The organism is Flavobacterium microcysteis, assembly GCF_006385255.1.
Lineage (GTDB): Bacteria > Bacteroidota > Bacteroidia > Flavobacteriales > Flavobacteriaceae > Flavobacterium > Flavobacterium microcysteis.
In genome coordinates this window covers 257,805-279,198 of record NZ_VFJE01000055.1, presented here as the reverse complement: position 1 = coordinate 279,198, position 21,394 = coordinate 257,805, and the positions used below count along the sequence as shown (strand labels likewise).

General features: G+C 36.0%; 25 protein-coding genes. 14 read left to right on the top strand and 11 right to left on the bottom strand.

Annotated elements, in window-relative coordinates; genetic code table 11:
• Positions 1–20 precede the first annotated feature (20 nt).
• The 5 genes from FJA49_RS12560 to ychF all read right to left on the bottom strand — a co-directional run bounded on the left by FJA49_RS12560 (position 21) and on the right by ychF (position 4,373).
• The gene (locus tag FJA49_RS12560) at positions 21–974 is read right to left on the bottom strand and encodes a transglutaminase domain-containing protein (protein WP_140001268.1); all 954 of its coding nucleotides are present in this window, start codon (positions 972–974) and stop codon (positions 21–23) included.
• A 24-nt stretch (positions 975–998) separates the two neighbouring features.
• Complete coding sequence (locus FJA49_RS12555; protein WP_140001267.1) at positions 999–1,673, bottom strand: TIGR02117 family protein; 675 nt, start codon at positions 1,671–1,673, stop codon at positions 999–1,001.
• Positions 1,674–1,678: 5 nt separating this feature from the next.
• Positions 1,679–2,206: an NADPH-dependent FMN reductase gene (locus tag FJA49_RS12550; protein WP_140001266.1), complete on the bottom strand. Its 528-nt coding sequence runs from the start codon at positions 2,204–2,206 to the stop codon at positions 1,679–1,681.
• Positions 2,203–3,144, bottom strand: coding sequence for a YihY/virulence factor BrkB family protein (locus FJA49_RS12545; protein WP_140001265.1), 942 nt, complete (start codon positions 3,142–3,144; stop codon positions 2,203–2,205). The genes FJA49_RS12550 and FJA49_RS12545 overlap by 4 nt, the downstream gene beginning before the upstream one ends.
• A gap of 134 nt (positions 3,145–3,278) precedes the next feature.
• Complete coding sequence (gene ychF / locus FJA49_RS12540) at positions 3,279–4,373, bottom strand: redox-regulated ATPase YchF (protein WP_140001264.1); 1,095 nt, start codon at positions 4,371–4,373, stop codon at positions 3,279–3,281.
• A 211-nt stretch (positions 4,374–4,584) separates the two neighbouring features.
• On the opposite strand from ychF, the gene FJA49_RS12535 reads away from it, so the two are divergent.
• Positions 4,585–5,124: a hypothetical protein gene (locus FJA49_RS12535; RefSeq protein ID WP_140001263.1), complete on the top strand. Its 540-nt coding sequence runs from the start codon at positions 4,585–4,587 to the stop codon at positions 5,122–5,124.
• Between the two features lie 71 nt (positions 5,125–5,195).
• Here the strand turns inward: FJA49_RS12535 and FJA49_RS12530 are convergent, their stop codons facing one another.
• Entirely contained in the window at positions 5,196–5,546 is a 351-nt protein-coding gene (locus FJA49_RS12530; RefSeq protein ID WP_140001262.1) for a 4Fe-4S dicluster domain-containing protein, read from the bottom strand.
• Positions 5,547–5,660: 114 nt separating this feature from the next.
• Here FJA49_RS12530 and FJA49_RS12525 point away from each other — a divergent pair, with 114 nt between their 5' ends.
• The 6 genes from FJA49_RS12525 to FJA49_RS12500 all read left to right on the top strand — a co-directional run bounded on the left by FJA49_RS12525 (position 5,661) and on the right by FJA49_RS12500 (position 10,450).
• Positions 5,661–6,719 carry an acyl-CoA reductase gene (locus tag FJA49_RS12525; protein WP_140001261.1) on the top strand — a complete coding sequence of 353 codons (1,059 nt, stop codon included), beginning with the start codon at positions 5,661–5,663 and terminating at the stop codon, positions 6,717–6,719.
• Between the two features lie 144 nt (positions 6,720–6,863).
• Positions 6,864–7,937: a 3-phosphoserine/phosphohydroxythreonine transaminase gene (serC, locus tag FJA49_RS12520; RefSeq protein ID WP_140001260.1), complete on the top strand. Its 1,074-nt coding sequence runs from the start codon at positions 6,864–6,866 to the stop codon at positions 7,935–7,937.
• A 28-nt stretch (positions 7,938–7,965) separates the two neighbouring features.
• Positions 7,966–8,925 carry a D-2-hydroxyacid dehydrogenase gene (locus FJA49_RS12515; RefSeq protein ID WP_140001259.1) on the top strand — a complete coding sequence of 320 codons (960 nt, stop codon included), beginning with the start codon at positions 7,966–7,968 and terminating at the stop codon, positions 8,923–8,925.
• 66 nt (positions 8,926–8,991) lie between these two features.
• A complete protein-coding gene (locus FJA49_RS12510) occupies positions 8,992–9,549 on the top strand; it encodes a hypothetical protein (protein WP_140001258.1) in 558 nt (185 codons plus the stop codon).
• Between the two features lie 118 nt (positions 9,550–9,667).
• Positions 9,668–10,093 carry a DUF6146 family protein gene (locus FJA49_RS12505; RefSeq protein WP_140001257.1) on the top strand — a complete coding sequence of 142 codons (426 nt, stop codon included), beginning with the start codon at positions 9,668–9,670 and terminating at the stop codon, positions 10,091–10,093.
• A 30-nt stretch (positions 10,094–10,123) separates the two neighbouring features.
• Positions 10,124–10,450: a DUF6787 family protein gene (locus FJA49_RS12500; protein WP_140001256.1), complete on the top strand. Its 327-nt coding sequence runs from the start codon at positions 10,124–10,126 to the stop codon at positions 10,448–10,450.
• 69 nt (positions 10,451–10,519) lie between these two features.
• On the opposite strand, the gene FJA49_RS12495 is transcribed toward FJA49_RS12500, so the two are convergent.
• Together FJA49_RS12495 and msrA are read right to left on the bottom strand one after the other, a co-directional pair.
• Positions 10,520–10,819 (bottom strand): hypothetical protein, encoded by a 300-nt coding sequence (locus FJA49_RS12495; RefSeq protein ID WP_140001255.1) that lies wholly within the window; start codon positions 10,817–10,819, stop codon positions 10,520–10,522.
• A gap of 43 nt (positions 10,820–10,862) precedes the next feature.
• Positions 10,863–11,513, bottom strand: a complete 651-nt coding sequence (msrA, locus tag FJA49_RS12490; protein ID WP_140001254.1) for a peptide-methionine (S)-S-oxide reductase MsrA — start codon at positions 11,511–11,513, stop codon at positions 10,863–10,865.
• A 138-nt stretch (positions 11,514–11,651) separates the two neighbouring features.
• On the opposite strand from msrA, the gene FJA49_RS12485 reads away from it, so the two are divergent.
• The 3 genes from FJA49_RS12485 (at position 11,652) to FJA49_RS12475 (ending at position 14,543) form a co-directional block, all read left to right on the top strand.
• A complete protein-coding gene (locus FJA49_RS12485; RefSeq protein ID WP_140001253.1) occupies positions 11,652–12,311 on the top strand; it encodes an ABC transporter ATP-binding protein in 660 nt (219 codons plus the stop codon).
• 13 nt (positions 12,312–12,324) lie between these two features.
• Positions 12,325–13,089 carry a TIGR02757 family protein gene (locus tag FJA49_RS12480; RefSeq protein ID WP_140001252.1) on the top strand — a complete coding sequence of 255 codons (765 nt, stop codon included), beginning with the start codon at positions 12,325–12,327 and terminating at the stop codon, positions 13,087–13,089.
• 101 nt (positions 13,090–13,190) lie between these two features.
• The gene (locus FJA49_RS12475) at positions 13,191–14,543 is read left to right on the top strand and encodes a DEAD/DEAH box helicase (protein ID WP_140001251.1); all 1,353 of its coding nucleotides are present in this window, start codon (positions 13,191–13,193) and stop codon (positions 14,541–14,543) included.
• Between the two features lie 18 nt (positions 14,544–14,561).
• On the opposite strand, the gene FJA49_RS12470 is transcribed toward FJA49_RS12475, so the two are convergent.
• Positions 14,562–15,671, bottom strand: coding sequence for a lactonase family protein (locus FJA49_RS12470; protein ID WP_140001250.1), 1,110 nt, complete (start codon positions 15,669–15,671; stop codon positions 14,562–14,564).
• Between the two features lie 458 nt (positions 15,672–16,129).
• Between FJA49_RS12470 and FJA49_RS12465 the strand changes: the two genes are divergently transcribed.
• From FJA49_RS12465 to FJA49_RS12450, 4 genes are read left to right on the top strand one after another with little or no spacing between them, the layout of a single operon-like run.
• Entirely contained in the window at positions 16,130–18,070 is a 1,941-nt protein-coding gene (locus tag FJA49_RS12465) for a vWA domain-containing protein (RefSeq protein WP_140001249.1), read from the top strand.
• A complete protein-coding gene (locus tag FJA49_RS12460) occupies positions 18,067–19,323 on the top strand; it encodes a dihydroorotase (RefSeq protein ID WP_140001248.1) in 1,257 nt (418 codons plus the stop codon). The genes FJA49_RS12465 and FJA49_RS12460 overlap by 4 nt, the downstream gene beginning before the upstream one ends.
• Positions 19,324–19,326: 3 nt before the next feature.
• Positions 19,327–19,653 carry a hypothetical protein gene (locus FJA49_RS12455; RefSeq protein WP_140001247.1) on the top strand — a complete coding sequence of 109 codons (327 nt, stop codon included), beginning with the start codon at positions 19,327–19,329 and terminating at the stop codon, positions 19,651–19,653.
• Between the two features lie 5 nt (positions 19,654–19,658).
• Positions 19,659–20,309 (top strand): alpha/beta hydrolase, encoded by a 651-nt coding sequence (locus tag FJA49_RS12450; protein WP_140001246.1) that lies wholly within the window; start codon positions 19,659–19,661, stop codon positions 20,307–20,309.
• A 43-nt stretch (positions 20,310–20,352) separates the two neighbouring features.
• Here the strand turns inward: FJA49_RS12450 and FJA49_RS12445 are convergent, their stop codons facing one another.
• Together FJA49_RS12445 and FJA49_RS12440 are read right to left on the bottom strand one after the other, a co-directional pair.
• Positions 20,353–20,838 (bottom strand): hypothetical protein, encoded by a 486-nt coding sequence (locus FJA49_RS12445; protein WP_140001245.1) that lies wholly within the window; start codon positions 20,836–20,838, stop codon positions 20,353–20,355.
• A gap of 49 nt (positions 20,839–20,887) precedes the next feature.
• On the bottom strand, positions 20,888–21,385 hold the full coding sequence (locus tag FJA49_RS12440; protein ID WP_199758385.1) for a hydrolase: 498 nt from the start codon (positions 21,383–21,385) through the stop codon (positions 20,888–20,890).
• Positions 21,386–21,394 lie beyond the last annotated feature (9 nt).

Here is a 21,394-nt window from a genome sequence, read left to right as displayed (position 1 = left end):
TTTCGGAAGAAAAAAAACTGTTATTTGATTAGATAGGTTACCATAATTTTCCGATTAACATAAATCGTCAGATAATCACCTGATTTTCCAACTAATGAAATATCAAATTGAGTCTCTTTGTTATCATTATTCAGATAGGTACGTTTATTTTCACTGCTGAATATAAAATCCGCATTATCATATTCCCCTAAATTTTTAATCTCTAAATGGAAATTTGGTGTTGCAGAAGAAATAATTCCGTTTTTCGGAAATATCTCATAATTGCCACTGAAATAGTCCCTGTAATAAAGCGGTAATTTTGAAAAATCTAGTTTTGATTTATTAACTGTGAGCCATTTTTTATCTTCTGGATAATGATTTAAAAACAAGTCCTCAGCCGACATAAAAAAATATGAACCATTAAAGTCCGGCTTAAAAGAATCGTCTTTTTGAGAAATATATCCTGCCCCAAGTGTAGTATCTACAAATTTCCAAATATTATCAATTTTTACAGCATTCCAGGCATGGTCAATAGCCAAATTTACTTGTCCAATTTGCGATGGATCAGATTTTAGGGCTCCTGTTACTATCTCACTTTCAAGTCCTACTAAACGGCTTAATTTTTCAAACACCATTGAATAGCCATGACAGATAGCCTTACCAGAAAGCAATGTTTTAGAAATTACGGACTCCTTAAATTTAATTTCCTTTGCTTTCTTTTCCTTTTCATCCCGATAAGAAAATGCCATACTTGACGCACTGCCCATTGCGTTAGCGGCAGCAACATCAAACCCAATATTAAAAGTTATCCAAGAATAAACCGCCCTAGCCTTTTCAGAATCACTGCTAAAGTCCTTCTTAATCAAACTACTTATAGCTTCTAAATTTTGGACTTTTGAAGGATATTTTTTTACAATTTCATCAACTTCTAAAAAGTCTCTAGAAAAAGAATTGGTAATACAAAAACATAGAAAAAGAGTAATAATTTTCCTCATTGCTTAAATTTATTTTGATCTGAATTATCTGTAATGGCAAAAAATCCCTTTATCAGAAGGCGTCCATAGCGCCGCTTTTTGGTCGGCAGCCTTCAAAGCATTGTTTGCCCAGGTATTACAGGTATAAAACAGGCTATATTTTCGATTAGCCTCATAAAAACTATCATTTTGTCCATAAGTCGTGGCATGAATCAGTATTGGATTTCCCTGAGAGTCATATTGAAAACTACCTTCAATATAAGTGATTAGCTTGGCGTATTCTTCTTTGCTGATAGCAATCTTGACACAACTTTCATTTTCTTTTAGTTGTTTGAAAAAAGTAGCATGCATAGCAGAAGTTCCCAAATAGAAAGCTGCATTAAATGCCGTGCTGAATTTTAAATCTGACCATTCCGGTGTGTTTAGATAAAAACCTTTATCACCCCAGCCAAAACCTATAAATTGCATGGTGGAATCTTTTGAAGCGATATGTTCGTATTTTACTTTTTCACTCCAATCTTTATATTCTGTTTTGATTGGAACCACAATATCAGTATGCACTCCATTGGTTTTAATATAAATCTCCACATCTTCCTGTTTGTCCTTATCTTCGGTATTGACTCCGATATAAGGAATAGCAAGTGCTAGCACAATATAAACAACAAAAAAACCGAGTATCCCTAAAATTATCTTCAGTAAAATCCTGAAAATCTTCTTCACATTTTTCAAGCCTCAAAATTGGTTATAATTTCTTTTAATTCGCTATCCAATTCTGCATTTGAAATCCTTTTGTTTTCCACATCAAAATTGGTATAAAAGCTTGGAAGTGAAAACAGAGCTTTAATGTTTGCTCCATGTCTTGGCAGATTACTACTCGCAAAATCCAATACTCCTTTGCCTCCTCTACCGCCTGGCGAAGTTGCCATCAAAAGCATTGGTTTTTGCTGGAATACCTCATTATCGATTCTGGAGCACCAATCATAAATATTTTTGAAAGCAGTAGAATAAATACCGTTATTTTCAGCCAGAGAAATGACCAAAATATCAGCCGATGCCAATTTTGCCAAAAACTTCTTTGCCGTTTCGTGTTGCCCAATTTCTTTTTCTCTGTCTACCGAAAAAAGCGGCATTTCAAAATCATTAAGGTCTAAAATTTCTACTTCTGCATTTTCAAAAAGACTGGAAGCATAAGTCGCCAGCATCTTGTTAATCGATTTGGAGCTGTTACTCCCGCCAAAGGCAATTAGTTTCATAGTTTGGTTTTTGTATTGGTTCCTGCGTCTGTTATTTCAAAAATCTCTTTCTGGATTTCTACAGAATATTCATTAGGGCTAATGCTGCCTCCAAAAGCTTTCGCATACACCTTAGTGAATTCTGCGCCAAAATAAAGAATTATTGCGGAATAATACACCCATACTAAAATTATTATAATTGAGCCTGCTGCCCCATAAACACTGGCGACAGCGGAATTCCCAAGATAAAGTCCTATAGCAAATTTCCCAATCATAAAAAGCACAGCAGTAAAAGACGAGCCTATAAAAGCATCTTTCCATCTGATTTTCCCATCTGGCAGTGTCCTGAAAATAATCGTAAACAGCAAGGTAATGATAGCAAACACCAGAAGCATATTCAATACATAAAAGATATAAATCGTTCCTTCTTGAAAATACGACTTAAGCTTGGCGCTCAAAAGATCCATAACCGAATTGACCAGCAAACTGACCAACAATAAGAACCCGACGGAAACGATCATGGAAAAAGACATTAATCGGTTTTGGATAAACTTTTTAAGGCCTTTGTTTGGCTTGGCCTTAAGTCCCCATATAAAGTTAATGGAGCTTTGGATTTCAGCAAAAACCCCGGAAGCTCCAATAAGCAACATTATTCCACCAAATACGGCCGCAAACACATTACTATCTGAAAGTTCTACGTTTTTGATGGCGTTTTGTATCTGGATTGCCGCATCATTACCTACGAGTTCGTTAATCTGTCCGTACAGCTCTCCAGTAACCGCATCTTTCCCAAAGAAAAAACCACAAAGTGTAATGATGATAATCATCAGCGGAGGTATTGCAAAAATGGTATAATACGACAGCGAAGCGCTTAATTTGATTGCGTTGTCATCATTAAATTCCGATATTGAATTCTTGATCAAATACCATGTTTTTGAGAATAACCCTTTCGTTTTCATGATGATTTTGGTTTCGGTTTACTCAAATATAGTTGATTTTAAGAAATTCATTAGTCGGTTTATGGGATTTTTAACATGACATATCTTCATAAAAAAAGCGGCTCAAAAGCCGCTTTAATTGTTTTATTTTAAGATTATACGTTAAATCTGAAGTGCATTACATCACCATCTTTTACGATGTATTCTTTACCTTCAACACGTAGCTTACCTGCTTCTTTTACTTTAGATTCAGAACCGAATGCCACGTAATCATCATAGGCAATTACTTCAGCACGGATAAATCCTTTTTCAAAATCAGTATGGATTACACCAGCCGCCTGAGGTGCTGTTGCTCCAACATTGATAGTCCAGGCACGTACTTCTTTTACACCAGCGGTAAAATAAGTCTGTTGTTTCAACAATTTATAAGCTGCACGGATCAATACAGAAGCACCTGGTTCTGTTAAGCCCATATCTTCAAGAAACACCTGACGTTCTTCATAGCTTTCTAATTCTGTTATATCAGCTTCAGCTCCAACAGAAAGTACAATAACCTCAGCATCTTCGTCTTTCACCAATTCTCTAACCTGATCTACATATTTATTTCCGCTAACTGCAGAAGATTCATCAACATTACATACATACAAAACCGGTTTAGCGGTAATCAATTGAAATGATTCCAAAAGAGTCTCCTCATCATTATTTTGTGGCGTTATTGTTCTGGCTGATTTAGCCTGCAATAAAGCTTCACGGATTCGGTTAAGCAAAGCCTGCTCAACTTGTGCTTCTTTATTTCCTGTTTTTGCAGCACGGTTTACTTTTTCAAGACGTTTTTCAACCGTCTCAAGGTCTTTTAACTGCAATTCGATATCGATAGTTTCTTTATCACGGATTGGATTCACATTTCCATCAACATGGACGATATTATCATTATCAAAACAACGCAATACGTGGATGATAGCGTTACACTCACGGATATTTCCAAGGAACTGATTCCCCAGACCTTCACCTTTGCTTGCTCCTTTTACCAATCCTGCAATATCTACAATATCTACAGTCGCCATCTGAACGCGTTCTGGTTTCACCAATTCTTCCAACTTATTAATCCTCGGATCAGGTACGTTTACGACTCCGATGTTCGGCTCGATAGTACAGAACGGGAAATTTGCGCTTTGCGCTTTTGCATTTGATAAACAATTGAATAATGTTGATTTTCCAACATTTGGCAACCCTACAATTCCTGCTTTCATTGTGGTATAAGTATGATATTGATAATTTTAAGGGTGCAAATATACGCTTTTGGATTTGAAATTAAACCTCCTTGCCTTTCTATTTTTATTTCTTAAAAAATTAAAATATCTCTATTCAAAAATAACATTTAGCAATTCTTTATGATTTATTAAAAGTCAATTTAACACAAAATCCTTAAATTTGTTAATAATCACTCTAAATCAAATCATTATGAAAACTATTTTGTTAAGCAGCATTGCATTGCTTGCAGCTTTAAGTCTGCAAGCTCAGAATAAAAATGTCACAGATGTTTCGAAAACTACCGTAACCAAGGTAAAGGATTCTGATGGCGAGAAAACATACCTAAAAACTCAGGAAGTTAAGGAAGTTCAGAATATCGAGTTCCAAAATGCTGATTCCAAAGCGCTAAACAAGGACTTGAAAGAAACACCTGTTGAAGTAGTTTCAAAAACTCAGGTAATCAATCCTGACGGAAGTACCAGAACCGTTGATATTGACCGTTCTTCTTATTATACTTCAAATGGAAAAACATATCAGTTGAACCTAGATCCTGCTGGTTATATTATTACTACTCAAGACAATAAAAGATTGGGACTTTTGAGAGCTACAAGTACAAACAGTTATATCTACAGAGGTAAAAACCAAACATCAATAGGATATTTTGATACCAATGGAAACCTGGTTGTAGAAACTTATGATGACAAATCAGACAAAGTTTCTATCGAAACGTATGTACGTTCACCGAAATAAACTTTAATAACACATAAAAAAAACCTGAATTGTTTAATTCAGGTTTTTTTTATTTTCTTACTTAAGAAATTTTATTCGTCATGTAAAAACGCTTGCCTGTTAAGCAAAGTCTCTTCACTTTCTACATGGTTCTCATCCGGAACGCAACAGTCAACCGGACAAACAGCAGCACACTGAGGTTCTTCGTGGAAACCTTTGCATTCTGTACATTTGCCTGGCACGATATAATAGATATCATCCGAAAGAGGCGTATGTGGCGCATCCGCATCTACTTCTTCCCCATTTGGAAGCACTATTTTTCCGTTAAGTTTGGTTCCGTCTTTGTATCTCCAATCATCTGCCCCTTCGTATATGGCAGTATTTGGGCATTCTGGTTCGCAAGCACCACAATTGATGCATTCGTCTGTTATTATGATTGCCATTTTTTTCTTTTTTTGCTGTAAGCTATAGGCAATATGCTTAAGGCTTGCCTACTGCCTAGAAAAGGTTTATTTTTGTGCAAAATTACGCCCAAAACAATTCATAAGCAAATCAATATGACTTTAGAGCACAAAAAAAATATTTTCGTAGAGTTAGGGAAATTCTTGAGTCAATTTTCTGAAAATGAAAGTATTAAAAAAGAAACCGTTTTACATAACGATTTGTTTTTCAATGATTTTTTGGATTTGATTGAGTTATCTCAATCTCACAACGGCTGGTATACGCCGGAACAGGTATATTTTGCTATCCGTTCCTGGGCAGAAGCCTTGACAAAAGAAAACCTGGATCAGTGGCTTTCTAAGTACAATCTGGAAAACGTTGGCGGCAAGACTGTCGGATTAATTTTGGCTGGAAACATACCATTGGTAGGCTTTCACGACTTTTTGAGTGTTTTGATTTCCGGTCATAAAGTACTGGTAAAAACATCTTCAAATGACCAACATCTGTTACCGTTTTTAGCAAAATACATCATTGCTGTTGAGCCTAAATTGGCGGAATACATCACCTTTGCAGAAGGTAAATTAGAAAATTTTGATGCTGTTATCGCAACAGGAAGTAATAATACAGCTCGTTATTTCGAATATTATTTTAAAGACAAACCTTCCATAATCCGAAAAAACAGAAATTCTGTTGCTATTTTAGATGGCACAGAATCTAAAGAAGATTTCATTCAATTAGGCGAAGATATTTTCAGGTATTTTGGATTAGGCTGTAGAAATGTTTCCAAAATTTTTGTTCCGAAAGATTATAAATTTGACAGTTTCTTTGAAGGGATTTTTGAATATCAGGATGTCATACATTATGAAAAATACGCCAACAATTACGACTACAATAAGGCGGTTTTCCTGATGAGCAATTTCAAATTATTAGATAACGGATTTCTTACTATCAAAGAAGACACCAGCTATTCTTCACCAATTTCAAGCGTATTTTATGAATTCTATGAAAATACGGATGAGCTCAAAAAACGCTTAGAAGCAGATCATGAGCAGATTCAATGCATAGTTTCTAAAGGAAGTATTGAAAACAGTATTCCGTTTGGCAAGACACAAAAACCAGAGCTTTGGGACTATGCAGACAATGTTGACACTATTGCATTTCTTTCATCGATTTAGTCGAAATAGCTGATAAAAATAATTTCACTATATCGTTTTCGTTAATAACCTTACGAAATTATCACGAAAACGCTAAGAAATCTTTAATCATAATTTCTGAAATTTGCTTTTCAAACACACAACAACACTCTCTAAAAACACAGCATGAAAAAGCATAATTACAGTGCAGGTCCTTGCATTCTGCCTCAAGAAGTATTTGAAAAATCAGCCCAGGCCGTTTTGAACTTCAATAACTCTGGTTTATCGATTCTGGAAATTTCACACAGAAGCAAAGATTTTCTAGCCGTAATGGAAGAAGCAAGAGCTTTGGTTCTTGAACTTTTAGGCTTGCAAGGAAAAGGCTATCAGGCTTTATTTTTACAAGGCGGTGCTAGTATGGAATTTTTGAGAGTTCCTTATAATCTTTTAAAAGATGGAGGAAAAGCTGCCTATTTAGACACAGGAACCTGGGCTTCAGGAGCTATCAAGGAAGCTAAGGCATTTGGAGAAACCATTGTTGTAGCTTCTTCAAAAGAGGAAAAATACAATCATATTCCTAAACAGTATGAAATTCCAGCAGATGCTGATTATTTCCACTGTACTTCCAACAATACGATTTACGGAACACAGATAAAAGAATTTCCGGAAACAACAATCCCGGTAGTTTGTGATATGAGTTCTGATATTTTTTCACGCCAACTGGATTTCTCAAAATTTGACCTTATTTATGCAGGAGCTCAAAAAAATATGGGCCCGGCAGGTGTTACGCTTGTCGTAGTCAAAGAAGCTATTCTTGGCAAAACCGGACGAAACATCCCGAATATATTAAACTATCAGCAGCATATTGACAAAGAAAGCATGTATAATACGCCTGCTGTTTTTGCAGTCTACACTTCCTTGCTGACATTACAATGGCTGAAAAGACAAGGCGGAATTGCTGCCATTGAAAAAATCAACGAGGCCAAAGCGGAGTTATTATACACCGAAATAGACCGAAACTCATTATTCATTGGAACTGCTGCTAAAGAAGACCGTTCCAACATGAATGCGACTTTCCTGCTAAAAAATGAAAGCCTTGCCCCAGCATTTGACCAACTGTGGAAAGAAGCCGGGATTTCAGGTTTATCCGGACATCGTTCCGTAGGCGGTTACAGAGCTTCTATGTATAATGCGTTGCCTTTGGAAAGCGTACAAGTACTGGTAGATGTCATGAAAGAATTTGAAAAAACAAACGCCTAGTTTATCAAAATATAAAAACACAATTAAAATGAAAGTATTAGCCAACGACGGTATTTCTAAAAGTGGTATCAAAGCTTTAGAAAAAGGCGGATTTGAAGTCATAACGACCAAAGTTGCTCAGGAACAAGTCGCTAATTATATTAATAAAAATGCTATTTCAGTGCTTTTAGTTCGAAGCGCAACCAAAGTACGCCAGGATATCATTGACAACTGCCCTACGCTGAAAGTAATTGGCCGTGGTGGTGTGGGTATGGACAACATTGATGTAGATTATGCCCGTGAAAAAGGAATCCATGTTATCAATACACCAGCTTCTTCTTCAGAATCTGTAGCCGAATTGGTTTTTGCACACTTGTTTTCAGGTGTACGCTTTCTGCATGATGCCAACCGTAATATGCCACTTGAAGGCGATTCCAATTTTGAAGGATTAAAAAAAGCGTATGCTAACGGAATTGAGTTAAAAGGAAAAACGCTCGGGATTATCGGTTTTGGAAAAATAGGAAAAGCTGTTGCAAAAATCGGACTTGGATTGGGCATGCGTGTCATCGCTTCTGATAAATTTGTTGGCAATGCTGAAATTAAGGTCGATTTCTATAATGGTCAGTTTATCAATGTTGACATTGTAACGGAACCTATGGAAGACATCCTAAAACATTCTGATTTTATCTCATTACATGTTCCAGCACAAGATGGTTATGTAATCGGAAAAGAAGAATTTGAACAAATGAAGGATGGCGTTGGAATCGTTAATGCTTCCCGTGGTGGCGTAATCAATGAAGTAGAACTTATTGAAGCTTTGGATAACGGAAAGGTTTTATTTGCAGGATTGGATGTTTTTGAGGAAGAACCAACTCCTGCTGTGCAAGTACTCATGCATCCTAAAATATCATTGACACCGCACATTGGCGCAGCTACTTTGGAAGCTCAGGATCGTATTGGAACCGAATTAGCCGAACAAATAATAAGCCTATTAAAATCAGAGATATAATTTATCATTTTTGTTAAATATAATGGATTTTTGCATAGATTTGTTTAAACTTTAAACTTACAGAAGATGCTAGAACAATTATCCGATTTAGTAAAACAGTACGGAAATGAAGCTGTAGTAAACAATAGTTCCGTACCTAATGAATTGAACGAGGGTGTTATGGATGAAGCCAGCACCTCTATCTTTTCAGGACTGCAAAAAATCATTTCTGATGGTGGCGCTGATCAAATAGGCCAATTGTTTCAAGGCGATAATGCCGGTTCGGCATCAAATCCTGTAGTAAAACAACTAACGGATCAACTTTCCGGAAACCTGGGAGAAAAATTTGGTCTTAGCAGCGATGCCGCTTCAGGTGTTGCCGGTGGACTAATTCCTAAAGTTTTAGGTTCTTTGATTGGAAAAGCAAAAAATCCAAACGATAAAAGTTTTGAAGTTTCGGATATTGTCAACTCGCTTAGCGGAGGTCAAGGCGGTTCTTCTATTATGGATGCCATCCAGAAATATGGTGGACAGTTTGGCTTAGATCAAAACAATGACGGTAAGGTAGACATGAGCGATGCGATGGCTGCTGTCAATAAAAAAGGAGGTATAGGCGGTTTTCTGGGCAAACTTTTCGGAAGATAGTCTATTAAAATAGTTCAAAAGGCCAGGCATTTGTCTGGCTTTTTTTATGTTAAAAATATACGAAGCCGAAAAAGCATCTCGAAAAGAATGAGTAACTTTATGCAAATCCTCCACAGACATGAAAAAACTGATTTACATAGGAGCACTTTTTTTACTGATTTTTGGATGTACAACTACAAAAGATACAAAAACCAAAACGTTTCAGCAAACTGATAAGGCCGTTCAGAATGATACGATAAAAATCGCCAATGAAGAGCTGGAATACGAAGTGATTATTATTGATCCGGGATTCAACAGTTGGTTTTATAGCTATGCCAAACCTCGAAACTACTACTCACAGCAATACATGGAAACCCGAAACCGAATATGGGTTATGGAATGGAATAACCGCTTTAACCATGGCGATCGGCGTTTTGACATGAGCATTGACTATCAGAACACTATAAACTATGGCTATGAAGTTAATTATATGCTGTATAACTATCTCACTTATTTTCAACTTACCAATAATATAAAACTGGGAGGCTTTGTCCCTCGAATTTAAAGTTGTAGTTTTGCGCTATATTAATTCAGTATGAATAAGCTTAAAAAGCGCTGGGGCATTACATCAAACTACCAGCTTGTCATAATCTTTATTGTTTTTGCCATCAATGGTTCTCTTTCTGCCCGAATTTCTTATTTCTTGATGGGACTTCTCGGAATTACAAAAGAAAACACACACTGGTCACTTTATTACATTATTCTATTGGTATTAGTGTTACCACTCTATCCTTTTATGCTAATGGTTTTTGGATATATTTTTGGACAATCGGGCTTTTTCTTCCCTTTTGCCAAACGTATGATCCGAAGCATGAAATTGGGGTTTTTATTGCCTAAAGAAAAAAACGAAGAAAGCAAATAAGCTACAAATCGATATAAAAAATAAAGGCCGGAAGTTCAATTCCGGCTTTTTTATTGATTGTAAAATCATTTATTTATTTTCCTTGCTAAAATAATACGTATAAATCCAAGTCAAGGTGAAAGTCGGGAGAATGTCTGTAAAAGGAAACAACTCTTCTAAAAAGGATATGATACCTCCTACGGTACCAACCGTTCCTTTATACATTCTTGCTAAAATAAACCCGGATATAGGTGCCCATGCAATATCTGCAAACTCTCCTATAAAAGGCAGTGCATAGGTTGTCATTCCTATAACATCAAACAGTATACTTAATACTAACTGCTTTTGTTTTTTGTCTGAAGCTACTTTTATTTGAACTTGTTCTGTCATTTTCAATTGTTTAGTCGCTAGTATAACGCAAAACTAATGCCAATTATTTTTTCAGCTTTCCTGCAAACTGTTTTCTTACTTTTTCAACTTTTGGCGTAATGACATAACTGCAATAGGACTTTTCTTTATTTCTTGCATAATAGTTCTGGTGGTAGTTTTCAGCTACATAAAATTTACCCGCAGGAGAAACTTTAGTCACAACCGGTTTTCCAAACGTATTTTCAGCATCAAGTAGTTTTATATACTCTTCAGCCAGTCTCTTTTGTTCATCGTTATGATAAAAAATTTCACTTCGGTATTGCGTACCAATATCTGCACCCTGACGATTTAGTGTTGTTGGGTCGTGGGTTGCGAAGAATATTTCCAATAATTCGCCAAAACTGATTTTATTCGGATCAAAAGTAATTTGTGTTGCTTCCGCATGTCCGGTTGTTCCCGTGGAAACTTCCTCATAAGTCGGATTTACCGTCTTACCGCCCGTATATCCCGATTCTACTTTTTTAACACCATCCAGTTCTAAAAATATAGCTTCTGTGCACCAGAAACATCCGCCACCAAAGGTTGCGATTTCTAATCCTTTTTCTACTTCCATTTTTACGGGTTCCTTAATTTCTGAAATTAATTGTTCTTGTTCCTTTTCTTTTGACTGGCATGAAATTGTAATCAAAGTCAACAGTCCGATCATCTTTTTCATTGTATCCTGAGTTTTCCTCAAAAATAACGATTATCTGAAGTTTCAGGAATGGCATTAACTAAACTTTATCACTAAGAATAACCTACCAAAGATGGGAAGTTTTTCAAAAACTTTGTTTCTTTGTAGAAATTGGAAAAAATGATCCAGGCAAAAAATCTACATAAATATTACGATAAGCTCCACGTATTAAAAGGCGTTGATCTTCATATAGAAAAAGGTGAAATCGTATCTATTGTGGGCGCTTCCGGTGCAGGAAAAACCACACTGCTTCAAATTCTAGGAACATTGGACAAACCCAATGTAGAAAACGGAACCGAGTTACAGATTGACGGAGAAAACATCTTGCAGCTCAATGACAAGGCGCTTTCCCGTTTCAGGAACCTGAAGCTCGGATTTATATTCCAATTTCACCAGCTTTTGCCTGAGTTTACAGCATTGGAAAATGTTTGTATACCTGCTTTTATTGCCGGAAAATCAAAATCAGAAACCGAAGCTGAAGCAAAAAGACTTTTGGATTATTTAGGCTTGTCTCATAGGATTGACCATAAACCGGGAGAACTTTCAGGCGGTGAGCAACAACGTGTGGCTGTTGCCCGATCACTTATTAATAAGCCTGCTGTTATTTTTGCCGATGAACCATCTGGAAACCTAGATACTGTTTCTGCAGAAAATCTACACCAATTGTTCTTTAAGCTTAGGGACGAGTTTGGACAAACCTTTGTGATTGTTACCCATAATGAAGAACTGGCCAATATGGCGGACAGAAAACTGGTAATGTCTGACGGATTGATTCCGTAATGCTCAACTAATTATGACAGACACTGAGCTAAAAATCTTTCTTGACGAAAAGGTAGAACTATACAACAATCCTGATTTTATTGAATCCGACCCGATTCAGATTCCGCATGCTTTTTCAATAAAAGAAGATATTGAGATTGCCGGATTCTTAAGCTCGATTATTGCTTGGGGAAATCGGAAAATGATTATCAACAATTCCAAAAAGATGATGGAATTGATGGGAAATTCTCCTTACGATTTTATCATGACGCACCAGGAGTATCAATTGGAACGTCTGGAAAATTTTGTACACAGGACTTTCAACGGACAGGATTTCATAAGCTTTATCAAGGCTTTACAAAATATCTACACGAACCATAATGGATTGGAAGCCGTCTTTTTGAAAAACCAAAAAGAAGATTCCATGCAGCATAGTATTCATGAATTCAAAAAAATCTTCTTTGAAATCGAACACTTGCAAAGAACCCAAAAACATATTTCCGATCCGCTGAATAATTCTGCTGCCAAGAGAATCAATATGTTTTTAAGATGGATGGTCCGTCAGGATAAAAAAGGCGTTGATTTCGGAATCTGGAATACGATTTCACCTTCTGCACTGTCCTGCCCACTAGATGTACACTCAGGAAACGTAGCACGAAAACTTGGGCTTTTACATCGAAAACAAAACGATGCCAAGGCTTTGGCTGAACTGGATTTGCAATTGCGAAAACTTGATCCAAACGATCCTGTGAAATATGATTTTGCTTTATTTGGCTTAGGTGTTTTTGAAGGATTTTAGATAATTCCCTTCTGATTAACCGTTGTTTTACAGCTTGCCTAAAATCCCTACAATCTGAGAAGTCCAAATTTTAACGTACCTTTGCCCAAAATTTATATAGTATGTCAACTTTTGAGCAATTCAACCTTCCTAAATCTTTACAAAAAGCAATTGATGATTTAGGATTCACTTCACCTACACCAATTCAGGAAAGGTCATTTTCTGTAATTGCATCAGGGCGTGACATGATGGGAATTGCCCAAACTGGTACAGGTAAAACATTTGCATACCTCATGCCTTTGTTAAAACTATATAAGTTCACTCCTACGCATACTCCAAAAATCGTAATTCTGGTTCCTACCAGAGAATTGGTTGTACAGGTTGTAGAAGAAGTTGAAAAATTAACCAAATACATGTCGGTTAGAACTCTTGGTATTTATGGTGGCGTCAATATCAATACCCAAAAAACATCTGTTTATCAAGGAATCGATGTTTTGGTAGGTACTCCAGGCCGTGTTATGGATTTGGCTTTAGATAATGTATTGCGTTTTGACGAAACCCAAAAGTTGGTCATTGATGAATTTGATGAAATGCTGAACCTTGGTTTCCGTGTACAGCTTACTTCTATATTGGCAATGATGCGTCCAAAACGTCAAAATATCCTCTTTTCTGCTACGATGACTGATGAAGTCGATGCCGTACTGGAAGATTATTTTGACTTTCCGGAAGAAGTTTCATTGGCTCCATCCGGAACACCATTAGAAAAAATCAAGCAGGTTAAATACTCTGTTCCAAATTTCAATACAAAAATTAACCTGTTAAAACACCTTCTATCAACTGACGAGACCATGTCCCGAATCTTGGTTTTCGTGAACAACAAACGTTTTGTTGATATGATTTATGACCGTATTGAAGAAGATTTCGGTGATCAGTTTGGTGTGATTCATTCCAACAAGTCTCAAAACTACCGTCTTACTACCATGCAGGACTTCCAAAAAGGAGATTTGCGAGGAATTATTACGACTGATGTCATGGCCAGAGGTTTGGATATTTCTGATATTACCCATGTATTGAATTTTGATGTTGCGGAAATTCCTGAACAATATATTCACAGAATAGGAAGAACTGGTCGTGCTGACAAAGAAGGAACTGCTATCAGTTTTGTAGGTCAAAAAGAGGAAGAAGCTTTTATAGAATGTGAAATGCTAATGGATATGGAAGTAGATTTGCTTCCAATTCCTGAAGGAGTTGAAATTTCAACTGTTCTTATCGAATCAGAAAAAGTAAAACAGCCGGTTAAGCTTTTGATGAAAAAAGTCAAAAAAGACGGTGGTACTGCTTTTCATGAAAAATCAGATAAGAATAAAAAAGTCAATCTGGGTGGTCCTGGTAAAACAAAACCGAGAAAGACAAAACCGAGAAACCGTGCTGTTGAAAGAAACCGCGACAAGAAAAAGAAAGATAAAGGCAAATAATATCTAGCTTAGTAATTTTTAGAATTTGGTAAAAACCAGACAAACGGGAGCACAAAGTTCGATTCGTTTTCCGGTATCAGAAAGCTTGCCCGAAGTTTTATCAATCTTAAAAATTACTACCTCATTTGTATATTGATGCGCTACCAATAGAAATTTACCGCTAGGATCTATTGCAAAATTTCTAGGGCCTTTTCCTTTAGTACTTACCTGATTGACCAAATCCAATGTCCCTTTTTTATTAATGGCAAATACATTGATTGTATTGGCATCTCCCCTATTTGTAGCATATAAAAAATGTCCGTCAGGCGTAATATGAATGTCTGCCGCACTGTTTTCTCCTTTAAAATCTTTGGCTACGACTGTTGTTTCCTGAAGCTGTTTTAAAGAACCATTTTTATATTTAAAAACGGTAAGGGTTCCGTCCAATTCCTGAAGCAAGTAGACCAATTTTCCGTCTTTGCCAAACGTAAGGTGACGAGGGCCACTTCCTGGTTTTACAGCGATCTTATCTTTTAATTCCAATACTTTTTCCGGCGCATTTTTATCATATTTGTATACGTAAATCATATCCGTGCCCAAATCATTTGCCAGAATGTATTTTTTATCTGGCGAAAAATAAACCATATGTACGTGAGCACTTTCCTGTCGACTTGTGTTGATACCTTTTCCTGTATGCTTTACAACCTGTTTGGCTTCTTTTAGGCTTCCATCGGCTTTCTTTTCAAAAACGGCGATACTTCCGCCTGAATAATTGGCAACAATTACATTTTTATCGTCATTAATGATATAACAAGGATCCGCTCCTTTAGAATCCTGAGAATTCAGCGGTTGTAATTTTCCGCTTTTGGAATCAAATTGGAAAGAGCTTATCTTGCTGTCCGCTCCATTTTCATTAACGCAGTAAACATATTTGATATTCTCAGAAACCGTTAGATAACTTGGATTATCAGTTTTCTGTGTATTTTTTAAAGAAAAATCACCCGTATCCGGGCTAAAATCATAAACATAAATCCCTTTGCTATCACAGGAATTAGTATAGGTTCCTACGATCAGATTGTAAATTTTATCCTGGGCGTTTGCAGTCACAACAAATAAAAAAACGAGAAGCAGGAAGTTGATTTTTTTCATTTTAAAAAATTATTTAGAGCAAAAATAAGGCTTCGGGTAGCAAAAGCGTCTTCAGGAAATGTTAATTTAACTTATCATTGAGGTGATAGGATTTTACCACAGATTACACGAATTTACACAGATTTTCGTATCAAATCCTTTTAATCCTTTAATCTGTGGCATTTTTACAAATATCAAAAAAATCGTTTTTTAGCCACTGATTGCGCAGATTTGCACAGATTTTTGACATTCAATCATTTTAATCCTTTAATCTGTGGCATTCTAACTTAATTTATTACTATCAAAAAATTCGTCTTTAGCCACTGATTGCACAGATTTACGCTGATTTTAGATATCGAATCATTTTAAGCCTTTAATCTGTGGCATTTTGAACTAACCCGATTTAATATTCCAAAAAAATCTCCAAACTAGCTACGACAACTGCCAACTAATTTGTATTTTTGACAAACTTTCAATAAATGCAGTTCAAACACCCTGAAATTCTTTACTTCCTTTTCTTATTGGTTATTCCAATTCTGGTTCATTTATTTCAACTGCGTCGTTTCAAGAAAGAATATTTTACCAACGTACATTTCTTAAAAGAACTAGCCATACAAACCCGAAAAAGTTCGAGGCTTAAAAAATGGCTTTTATTGCTTACCCGATTATTTCTTCTGGCATGCCTAATTATTGCTTTTGCACAGCCTTTTTTCCAGGCTAAAGACAGTAAAGGAATCACCAATGAAATGTTTATCGTTCTTGATAATTCCTTTTCTATGCAGGCTAAAGGGAAACAAGGTGAACTAATGAAAAGAGCCGTACAGGAATTATTGGAAAACGCTCCAGAAAATCAGACCTTTTCATTAATTACCAATTCAGAAATTTTCTGGAATACCGATATTAAATCTATACAAAGAGAATTACAAAACCTAAAGTACAGCGCATCTCCATTTGCTTTAGACAACTTGATGGCTAAAATCAAATCCAGAAAGTCACCTTACAACAAGGATATTGTAATTATTACGGATGCTGTAGGATTACAACCAAAACAGCTTAAGAGCATTGACAGTACTTCAAATACGTATTTTATCATTCCAAAAGCGGAACAAAAGAACAATGTGGCTATTGACAGCGTTTTTATACAACAGGCTTTGGATAATTTTTATGAAATAGGTATCAAACTTTCTTCGTATGGCGACAACGAAAAAGATATTCCAATCTCGCTTTACAACAACAAAAAACTGATTGCCAAAACAATAGTCAATTTTGAGGGCAAGGAGAAGTCTATCAATTTCACTATTCCAAAAGAGGATTTTAATGGTTATGCTTGGATTGAGGACAACGCATTACAATATGACAATCAACTGTTTTTCAGCATTTCAAAGCCACAGAAGATGAATATCGTTAGTATTGGGCAGCCTGAAAAAAGCAGCTTCCTGAAAAAAATCTATTCCGACAACGAATTCGTTTATACTAATTTCGACTTAAAATCATTGGATTACAATATCCTGGAAAAACAAGATGCTATTATCTTAAATGAAATTCCAGAAATCCCTCAAGCCTTACAAACTACTTTAAAAGCTTTTGTAGAAAAAGGTGGCAATCTGGTTATTATTCCTTCTTCTGAAAGCAGTATTTCAAACCTAAACAGCCTGATGGGAAATTTTGGAAAAATACAATTCCAACCTATAGAGAATGGCGAAAAACTGGTTACAAAGATTGCTTTTAGCCATCCGCTGTATAGTACCGTTTTTGAGAAAAAAATTGAGAATTTCCAATATCCAAATGTCAACAGTTCGTATAAAATTTCAAGTGTTTATCCTGCGATATTGAGTTTTGAAGACCAAAATGCTTTTCTGACTGCTATGCAAAATCCGGTCAGTTCAGTATATGTGTTTTCGGCTCCGATAAATAAAACTAATTCAAATTTCCAAAATTCGCCTTTGATCGTTCCTACTTTTTACAATATGGCATTAAGCAGCCAGAAAACGGGAATCAGCGCATTGACAATTGGAGAAAACAGTCCTTTCTTGATTGACGCTTCGCTATCCAAAGATGAAATTGTTGAAATCAAAAGCCTTACTGAAGACACGAATGAAAAGTTTATTCCAATGCAGCAGATATTGAATAACAAAGTAAAACTTACATTCAACGATTTCCCTCAGGAAGCAGGCAACTTTGGAATTTACAAACAAGACAATCTGTTAAAAGAAATCAGCTTTAATTATGCTAGAACAGAAAGCAATATAGATTCCTCAAATGAATCTATATTGTCCGATTACAATGTTATTGGAAGCATTGATGAAGTCTTTGATACTTTGCAGACCGACAGAACGGACAATGAAATATGGAAATGGTTTGTGTTTTTGACACTGCTCTTTTTAGTCACTGAAATATTGATACAAAAATTCGTAAAATGAACCTAATTATCAGACAAGCTAAAGTTATTGACCCTAAAAGCCCTTATCATAATGAGACTGCCGATTTAAAAATTGAGAACGGTGTCATTACCAAAATTGGAAAAAAACTCCAAAATCCTGATAAGCTCAAGGAAATAACGTTTGAAGGACTTCATATATCACAAGGCTGGTTTGATTCCAGCGTTAGTTTAGGCGAACCGGGATTTGAAGATAGAGAAACCCTTTCTAACGGACTGAATGTGGCAGGAAAAAGCGGTTTTACAGCCATTGCTTTACAACCAAATGCTTTCCCAATTCCTGATAACCAATCCGGAATCAGCTTTACAAAAAGAAAAGCAGAAGGTGCCGCAACAGATTTGTTTCCTATTGGCGCACTGACTAAAATAAGCGAAGGTAAAGATCTAGCTGAGCTGTTTGATATGAAAAACTCAGGTGCTGTAGCTTTTGGAGATTACAACAAAAGCTTGTCCAATGCCAACTTATTAAAAATTGCCCTGCAATATGTACAGGATTTTGACGGACTAGTTATCGCCTACTCTCAAGATTCAGATATTAAAGGCGTTGGTGTTGCTAACGAAGGCATTGTCAGCACCCGACTCGGTTTAAAAGGTATTCCTTCTCTAGCCGAAGAATTGCAGATTTCAAGGAATTTGTTTATCTTAGAATATACCGGAGGAAAATTACATATCCCAACTATTTCAACTGCAAAATCCGTACAGCTCATTAAAGAAGCCAAAGCCAAAGGCTTGAATGTGACTTGCAGCGTGGCTGTACACAATCTGGTATTGACTGATGAAAAACTCGATGGTTTTGATACCCGATACAAAGTAACGCCACCGTTGAGAAGCGAATCTGATAGAAAAGCATTGGTAAAAGCAGTAAAAGATGGAATCATCGATATGATTACCTCCGATCATAACCCAATGGATATCGAACATAAAAAAATGGAGTTTGATATGGCCAAAAACGGAACCATAGGATTGGAAAGTGCTTTTGGTGCTTTATTGACCGTACTTCCATTAGAGACCGTAATTGAAAAACTGATTTCCGGAAAAGAAATTTTCAGCATTGAAGAAAACGTTATCAAAGAAGGAAATAAGGCCGTCCTGACATTATTCAATCCTGAAACAAAATGGACATTTGGTAAAGAAAACATCTTGTCAAAATCAAAAAACTCCGCTTTTCTGGGACAATCAATGAAAGGAAAAGCATATGGAATATACAATAACAACCAATTAGTCTTAAACAATTAGATTATGGAAAATACAGTTAACGAAGGAAAAAACATTGCTATCATAACCCACCTTACCATCATAGGAACAATAATCGCTGCGGTATTAAACGGCGATAAAAAAAATGCCTTTGCCGGTTTTTATATCCGCCAGACTTTGGGAATTTTTCTTTTGTTCTTCGCTTTAGGCTATCCTGTAGGATTGTTTGACGACTGGATGATTTCTTCTGCCTTATATGTCTTTATATTCATATTGTGGGCCTATAGTTTTGTGAGCGCACTTCAAGGGCAAATGAACAAGATTCCTCTTTTGGGAGGTTTTTTCCAAAAAGCATTTAAAAATCTTACGTAAGAGTAATGAAATCAAATATAGAATACCTCATTCGAGAACCTAAAATAAAAAAAGAAAAGAATCCACTGTTGTTGCTACTTCACGGGTATGGAAGCAATGAGGAAGATTTATTTTCCTTTGCCGCTGAACTTCCTGATGAATATTATGTAGTTTCAGCACGTGCTCCTTATAACCTGAATCCGTATGGACATGCTTGGTATGCCATCAATTTTGATGCAGATGAAAATAAATTTTCTGATATAGACCAGGCTAAGGAGTCAAGAGACATTATTGCAAAGTTAATCAACGAGCTTATTTCTGAGCTTCCTATTGACTTTCAGAATGTAACATTAATCGGATTCAGTCAGGGAACAATCTTGAGCTATGCAGTTGCTTTAAGTTATCCTGAAAAAGTCAAAAATGTTATTGCATTAAGCGGTCATATCAATACTGATTTACTGGTTCCCGGTTATGAAAAAAATGATTTCAGACATCTGAATATGTTTATTTCTCATGGAACCGTCGATCAGGTTATTCCTGTAGAATGGGCACGAAAAGCACCTGATTTGCTAAAAAAACTAGGAATTGAAGCAACCTATAAAGAATATCCGATAGGCCATGGCGTATCGCCACAAAATTTTTACGATTTTAGAAACTGGCTTGAAAATCTTCAATAAAAAAAGGACTCCAATTGGAATCCTTTTTTAGTATTTGTATGTTTTAATCTTCTGCTTTGTCGCTTCCGGTTATGACCTCCTCATTAATCAGGGCTCCTGCATACATTAGCGAATCGCCTTTCATCAATTGATAGCCATTTGTAGTCTTCAATTTCCAATCGTCTTTTATATAAGGCTTCCCTTCTGCCTCTCTTTCCATTATCATGGATGCTTTTTGATTCGGCATAAAAAGCTCTGCTTTATTTCCTCCATTCTCTTCCAAAATAGCAAAAGCACTATAGACTGCATCTCCTTGTTTTACTTCTGCTGCCGGATTTAAACGAATACCCACCTCAAACGGGCGGACACAATTTCTTTTTAACTCAGACCAGGTATAGCCAGCCGAAGCCACGCATCCTTTATCGTCTTTATCGTTTCCTACTACTGTTCCCAAGCTGTCTTTTTGTATTGACATATCAGAATTTTTGCCTAAATCCTTACAAGAAAAAGCCGAAACAGTAACAAAGGCCAACAAAAATATTTTTTTCATAATCGTTAGGGGTTTGTTCATGATAGCCTATAAAATTATAAAAAAACTTCTACTTTAATGTATTAGGATAGATAAAAGTATCCATGGTTTCATATTCAGTAGGCTTTCCTTCCTGTTTGTAATATTTAATCATGACTTCGCCCCAAGCTTTTCCTATACTAAAGTCAGCAATAATCCAACGGCTGTTCAGGATTTTTACCCTATTAATAATGGCTTTATTTCCGTTAATCATGTCATATTTTGTAAGCGGATTGCCTTCTGGCTTTTCGTTTAGAGAACTGATTTCATCACGGATTTCAGTCGACAATTGATTGATATCAAATTTGTCAAAATATTCCATCGCATTATCATTGTATTCCAAAGAAAAATAATTAGCATCTAAAACCTGATTGTTCAATGCAGCTATAGAATCTTTTTTTGCTTTGGATTCTTTTTGAAAATTGGTTATCCTGTCCTCTTCAAATTTCACTTTTTTAGTAAAATACATATAAGTAAAAACGTTCAGCAATACAGATAAAATGAAAAGATATAGCAGTGGTTTTTTCATTATTTGGTG

Bases quoted from the DNA above. Each gene is read 5' to 3' on its own strand.
- FJA49_RS12465 (WP_140001249.1), top strand. From the start codon at position 16,130: ATGCAGTTCAAACACCCTGAAATTCTTTACTTCCTTTTCTTATTGGTT.
- ychF (WP_140001264.1), bottom strand. From the start codon at position 4,373: ATGAAAGCAGGAATTGTAGGGTTGCCAAATGTTGGAAAATCAACATTA.
- FJA49_RS12535 (WP_140001263.1), top strand. From the start codon at position 4,585: ATGAAAACTATTTTGTTAAGCAGCATTGCATTGCTTGCAGCTTTAAGT.
- FJA49_RS12445 (WP_140001245.1), bottom strand. From the start codon at position 20,838: ATGAAAAAAATATTTTTGTTGGCCTTTGTTACTGTTTCGGCTTTTTCT.
- FJA49_RS12450 (WP_140001246.1), top strand. From the start codon at position 19,659: ATGAAATCAAATATAGAATACCTCATTCGAGAACCTAAAATAAAAAAA.
- FJA49_RS12515 (WP_140001259.1), top strand. From the start codon at position 7,966: ATGAAAGTATTAGCCAACGACGGTATTTCTAAAAGTGGTATCAAAGCT.
- FJA49_RS12530 (WP_140001262.1), bottom strand. From the start codon at position 5,546: ATGGCAATCATAATAACAGACGAATGCATCAATTGTGGTGCTTGCGAA.
- FJA49_RS12485 (WP_140001253.1), top strand. From the start codon at position 11,652: ATGATCCAGGCAAAAAATCTACATAAATATTACGATAAGCTCCACGTA.
- FJA49_RS12510 (WP_140001258.1), top strand. From the start codon at position 8,992: ATGCTAGAACAATTATCCGATTTAGTAAAACAGTACGGAAATGAAGCT.
- FJA49_RS12440 (WP_199758385.1), bottom strand. From the start codon at position 21,385: ATGAAAAAACCACTGCTATATCTTTTCATTTTATCTGTATTGCTGAAC.
- msrA (WP_140001254.1), bottom strand. From the start codon at position 11,513: ATGAAAAAGATGATCGGACTGTTGACTTTGATTACAATTTCATGCCAG.
- FJA49_RS12505 (WP_140001257.1), top strand. From the start codon at position 9,668: ATGAAAAAACTGATTTACATAGGAGCACTTTTTTTACTGATTTTTGGA.
- FJA49_RS12470 (WP_140001250.1), bottom strand. From the start codon at position 15,671: ATGAAAAAAATCAACTTCCTGCTTCTCGTTTTTTTATTTGTTGTGACT.
- FJA49_RS12455 (WP_140001247.1), top strand. From the start codon at position 19,327: ATGGAAAATACAGTTAACGAAGGAAAAAACATTGCTATCATAACCCAC.
- FJA49_RS12550 (WP_140001266.1), bottom strand. From the start codon at position 2,206: ATGAAACTAATTGCCTTTGGCGGGAGTAACAGCTCCAAATCGATTAAC.
- FJA49_RS12460 (WP_140001248.1), top strand. From the start codon at position 18,067: ATGAACCTAATTATCAGACAAGCTAAAGTTATTGACCCTAAAAGCCCT.
- FJA49_RS12495 (WP_140001255.1), bottom strand. From the start codon at position 10,819: ATGACAGAACAAGTTCAAATAAAAGTAGCTTCAGACAAAAAACAAAAG.
- FJA49_RS12525 (WP_140001261.1), top strand. From the start codon at position 5,661: ATGACTTTAGAGCACAAAAAAAATATTTTCGTAGAGTTAGGGAAATTC.
- FJA49_RS12560 (WP_140001268.1), bottom strand. From the start codon at position 974: ATGAGGAAAATTATTACTCTTTTTCTATGTTTTTGTATTACCAATTCT.
- serC (WP_140001260.1), top strand. From the start codon at position 6,864: ATGAAAAAGCATAATTACAGTGCAGGTCCTTGCATTCTGCCTCAAGAA.
- FJA49_RS12545 (WP_140001265.1), bottom strand. From the start codon at position 3,144: ATGAAAACGAAAGGGTTATTCTCAAAAACATGGTATTTGATCAAGAAT.
- FJA49_RS12480 (WP_140001252.1), top strand. From the start codon at position 12,325: ATGACAGACACTGAGCTAAAAATCTTTCTTGACGAAAAGGTAGAACTA.
- FJA49_RS12500 (WP_140001256.1), top strand. From the start codon at position 10,124: ATGAATAAGCTTAAAAAGCGCTGGGGCATTACATCAAACTACCAGCTT.
- FJA49_RS12475 (WP_140001251.1), top strand. From the start codon at position 13,191: ATGTCAACTTTTGAGCAATTCAACCTTCCTAAATCTTTACAAAAAGCA.